General features: G+C 70.2%; 5 protein-coding genes. All 5 read left to right on the top strand.

Annotation, left to right across the window (positions count from 1 at the left end; all coding sequences use genetic code 11):
• The coding region (locus QZW52_RS18650) for a methionine aminotransferase (protein ID WP_294001548.1) at window positions 1-1,007 on the top strand (1,007 nt) is incomplete at its 5' end.
• A gap of 88 nt (window positions 1,008-1,095) precedes the next feature.
• Entirely contained in the window at window positions 1,096-1,872 is a 777-nt protein-coding gene (locus tag QZW52_RS18645) for an oxepin-CoA hydrolase, alternative type (protein WP_294001551.1), read from the top strand.
• Between the two features lie 37 nt (window positions 1,873-1,909).
• Entirely contained in the window at window positions 1,910-2,635 is a 726-nt protein-coding gene (locus QZW52_RS18640; RefSeq protein ID WP_294001545.1) for a histidine phosphatase family protein, read from the top strand.
• Entirely contained in the window at window positions 2,632-3,336 is a 705-nt protein-coding gene (locus QZW52_RS18635; protein ID WP_294001543.1) for a Crp/Fnr family transcriptional regulator, read from the top strand. Before QZW52_RS18640 ends, QZW52_RS18635 begins: the two co-directional genes overlap by 4 nt.
• Before the next feature lie 58 nt (window positions 3,337-3,394).
• A partial coding sequence (locus QZW52_RS18630) for a phosphotransferase (RefSeq protein ID WP_294001540.1) occupies window positions 3,395-4,423 on the top strand: 1,029 nt, incomplete at its 3' end.

Raw genomic sequence — 4,423 nt, 5'->3', positions numbered from 1 at the left:
ACGCCGGCCACAACCAGTACCCGCCGATGGCCGGCATCCCGGCGCTGCGCGAAGCCGTCGCCGCCAAGGTCGAGGCGCTCTACGGCCACCGCTACGACCCCGGCAGCGAGATCACCGTCACGGCCGGTGCCACCCAGGCCATCCTCACCGCCGTGCTGGCCCTCGTGCATCCGGGCGACGAGGTCATCGTGCTCGACCCGTGTTACGACAGCTACGCGCCCAGCATCGTGCTGGCCGGCGCCACGCCCGTGCATGTGCCGCTGACACCGGGCACCTTCCGCCCCGACTTCGCCGCCATCGCCGCCGCGATCACGCCCAAGACCCGCGCGATCCTCGTCAACACCCCGCACAACCCGACCGGCACCGTCTGGACCGCCACTGAGCAGCAGCAGCTCGCCGAGCTGCTGCGCCCGACCGACATCCTCCTGTTCTCGGACGAGGTCTACGAGCACATGGTCTACGACGGCGCGGCGCACCTCAGCGTCGCCAGCCACCCCGAGCTGGCCGCCCGCAGCATGCTGATCTCCAGCTTCGGCAAGACCTACCACGTCACCGGCTGGAAGATCGGCTTCGTGGCGGCTCCGGCCGTGCTGATGGCCGAGTTCCGCAAGGTCCACCAGTTCAACGTCTTCACCGTCAACACGCCGATGCAGCACGCGCTGACCACCTACATGGCCGATCCGGCGCCCTACGTCGAACTCGGCGCCTTCTACCAGCGCAAGCGCGACCTGTTTCGCGCCGGGCTGGCGGGGACCGGCCTGCGGCCGCTTCCCTGCGAAGGGACGTACTTCCAGAGCGTGGACTACAGCGGCCTGGCCCCCGAGATCGCCGGGCTGGGCGAAGCCGCATTCTGTGAATGGCTGACCCGCGAGGTCGGCGTGGCGGCGATTCCGCTGTCGGCCTTCTACGCGGACGGGCGCGACCAGCAGATCGCCCGGCTGTGCTTCGCCAAGCGCGACGAGACGCTGGAGCACGCGCTGGAGCGGCTGCGCAACCGATTGGGCTGAAAGAATGAACGAACGTTGAAAAGAACGAACGGTCGTTCTTTTTTCCATGCCAGAATCTTCGGCCATGCCCACCGCCGTGTCCGCCGCCATGTCCGCCGAACTGCACCTCACCCGCCACGACAGCACGCTGGTGCTGACGCTGAACGACCCTGCGTCGCGCAACGCGCTGTCGCCCGCGGTGTATGTCGCCGCAGTCGCCGCGCTCGACGACGCGGCCCAAGACCCCACGCTGCGCGCCCTCGTGCTGACCGGCGCGGGCGGGCATTTCAGCGGCGGCGGCAACCTGAACCAGCTCGCGGCCGTGCGGGGCCAGCCGGCGGTGCAGGCAGCGCGGGTGGATGCGCTGCACGGCTGGATCGTGGCAATGCGGACACATCCGCTGCCAGTGATCGCTGCGGTGGAAGGTGCGGCGGCAGGTGCGGGCTGCTCGCTCGCGCTGGCCTGTGACCTGCTGGTGGCGTCCACGACGGCGCGCTTCGGCCTCGCCTATGGCCGCATCGGCGCATCGCCGGATGGGGGGGTCGTGCAGTCGCTGATGCAGTTGCTGCCGCGGCAGCAGGCGCTGGAATGGCTGTGGCTGGCGCAGGTGCGCAGCGGGGCCGACCTGCAGCGCGCCGGGCTGGTCAACCGCCTGACCGATCCGGGGCAGGCGCTCGACGAGGCGCTGGCACTGGCCGCGTCGCTGGCGCAGTTCGCCCCGAACGTGATCGCCTCGGTGAAGCGGCTGTCGGTGGACGCGGCGGTGCTGCCCCTGGCCACCCACCTCGACCACGAACGTGACGCCTTCATCGCCAACCTCAACCACGACAACGGCGGCGAGGGCCTGACCGCCTGGCGCGAGAAACGCCCGCCCCAGTTCCGCTGACCGGACCCGACCCGACATGACAACGCGCACACCGCCCATGCCCACTCCGACGCCACGCCGGCGCCTCTACCTGATGCGCCACGGCTCGGTCGATTACTTCCTCGACGACGGCACGCCGGTCCCGCCCGACACCGTGCCGCTGAACACTACCGGCCGCGCACAGGCGGACGCGGCAGGCGCACTGTTCGCGGCGTCGAACGTGCGCTTCGACCGCGTGCTGGTCAGCGGCCTGCCGCGCACGGTGGAAACGGCACAGCGCGTGCTGGCCGCCGCCGGATCGGGCACTGCCATCGAGACCGACATGGCGCTCCAGGAAATCCGCCCCGGCCGCCTCTCGGACCTGCCACGGGAGGCCGTGCGCGACGCCTTCCTCGGTGCCTTCGAGAGCGGCGGCACTCTGGACACCATCGAAGGCCACCGGTTCCTCGGGGGCGAAAGCGTGGGCGAGCTGCTCGACCGCTGCCTGCCCGCCTGGATACGCTTCCTCGCCCGCGACGACTGGGACTGCGCCCTGCTGGTGCTGCATGGCGGTGTGAACCGGGCGCTGCTGTCGAGCGCGCTGGCGGGGACACGGGCCTTCTTCGGCCGGATGGAGCAAGCGCCGGCCTGCATCAACGTCCTCGACATCGGCGCCGACCATGCGGTGGTGCGCGCGATGAACCTCTCCCCCAGCCAGTGGCTCAACGACCGCGAGCGCCAGACCACGATGGAAAAGCTGCTCGCACAGTACCTGCGCACTGGCACCGGAACGAACCCCGCATGACCACCCCCGTCCTGACCCCCGAAGAACGCCAGCACGTCGAGTCCGGCTCCTGGTACGCCAAGCTCTCCCCCGCCCTGCGCCAGGACATCCTGAACCGCACCATCATCCGCCGCTACCCGGACGGCGTGCAGGTCGCCACCCGTGGCGCGCCGCCCACCGACTGGGTGGGCGTGGCCAGCGGCGCGGTGCGGGTGAGTTCTGTGTCGATGTCGGGCAAGCAGATCACGCTGACCTATGTCGAACCAGGCACCTGGTTCGGCGACATTGCCCTGTTCGACGGCCTGCCGCGCACCCACGACGCCACCACGCACGGCCCGACCACGCTGCTGATCGTGCGCAAGCACGACTTCTTCGACCTGCTGTCGCGCCACGCCGAACTCGCCGAGGCGCTGCTGCGGTTGAACTGCCGGCGCATGCGGCTGATGTTCGCGTCCTTCGAGGATCTCAACACCAAGCCGCTGGCGGCCCGGCTCGCCAAGCAGGTGCTGACGCTGGCGCGTGCCTACGGCATCCCGCATGGGGAAGAAACCCGCATCGGCTTGCAGCTCGCCCAGGAAGACCTCGCCCAGCTCGTCGGCGCCTCGCGCCAGCGCGTCAACCAGGAGCTGAAGGGCTTCGAGCGCGAAGGGGCCGTGCGGGTGGAGCCGACACGGCTGGTCGTGCTCTCGCGTGACAAGCTGCTGGCCATCGCCGACCGCTGACGGCCCATCGCTGACCAAACGGTCTCTCACCCGCCCCGTTCCCCAGGAGCAACCCGCCATGGACACCCACGCCGCCGCCCAGTCCGGCACCCGCCCGGTCGCTGACGGGCAAGCCTTCGATGTCGCCGCCCTGCAGGACTGGCTCACCGGCCGCTTGCCAGGTTTCAGCGGGCCGCTGACCGTGCGGCAGTTCAAGGGCGGGCAGTCGAACCCGACCTACCAGCTCGTCACGCCCGGCGGCGTCTACGTGATGCGCGCCAAGCCGGGGCCGGCCGCCAAGCTGCTGCCCTCCGCGCACGCCATCGAGCGCGAATTCCGGGTGATGCAGGCGCTGGCCACCACCGACGTGCCCGTCGCCCGGATGCACCTGCTCTGCGCGGACGAAAGTGTCATCGGCCGGGCCTTCTACGTGATGGAGCATGTCGCCGGCCGCGTGCTGTGGGACCAGACGCTGCCCGACTTCGACCCTGCCGGCCGGGCGGCGATCTATGACGAGATGAACCGCGTGATGGCGGCGCTGCACCGGGTCGATCCGGTGGCGATCGGCCTGGGCGATTACGGCCGCCCGGGCAGCTACTTCGAGCGCCAGACCGCGCGCTGGAGCAAGCAGTACCTCGCCTCGGTCACCGAGCCGATCCCCGAGATGAACCGGTTGATCGACTGGCTGCCCGCCCACCTGCCCGCCTATGCCCGCGACGACACGCAGGTCTCGATCGCGCACGGCGACTACCGGCTCGACAACCTGATGTTCCACCCGACCGAGCCACGGGTGCTGGCGGTGCTGGACTGGGAGCTGTCCACGCTGGGCCACCCGATCGCCGATTTCAGCTACCACGGCATGGCGTGGCACATCCCGCCGGGCACCTTCCGCGGCATCGGCGGCGTGGATCTGGCGGCGCTGGGGATTCCGTCCGAAGCCGAGTACGTGCGGCGTTACCTGTCGCGCGTCAATGCGGGACGCGAGGGCGGGCTGGCGTTCGAGGCGCTGATGCCGGACTGGGACTACTACCTCGCCTACAACATGTTCCGCATCGCGGCGATCCTGCAGGGCATCGCGCGGCGGGTGGTCGATGGCACGGCGTCGAGT

Source organism: Sphaerotilus sp. (genome assembly GCF_013299175.1).
GTDB lineage: Bacteria > Pseudomonadota > Gammaproteobacteria > Burkholderiales > Burkholderiaceae_C > Sphaerotilus.
Note: the sequence above shows the minus strand (reverse complement) of the source record. Positions and strands in the feature narration are given on the sequence as shown.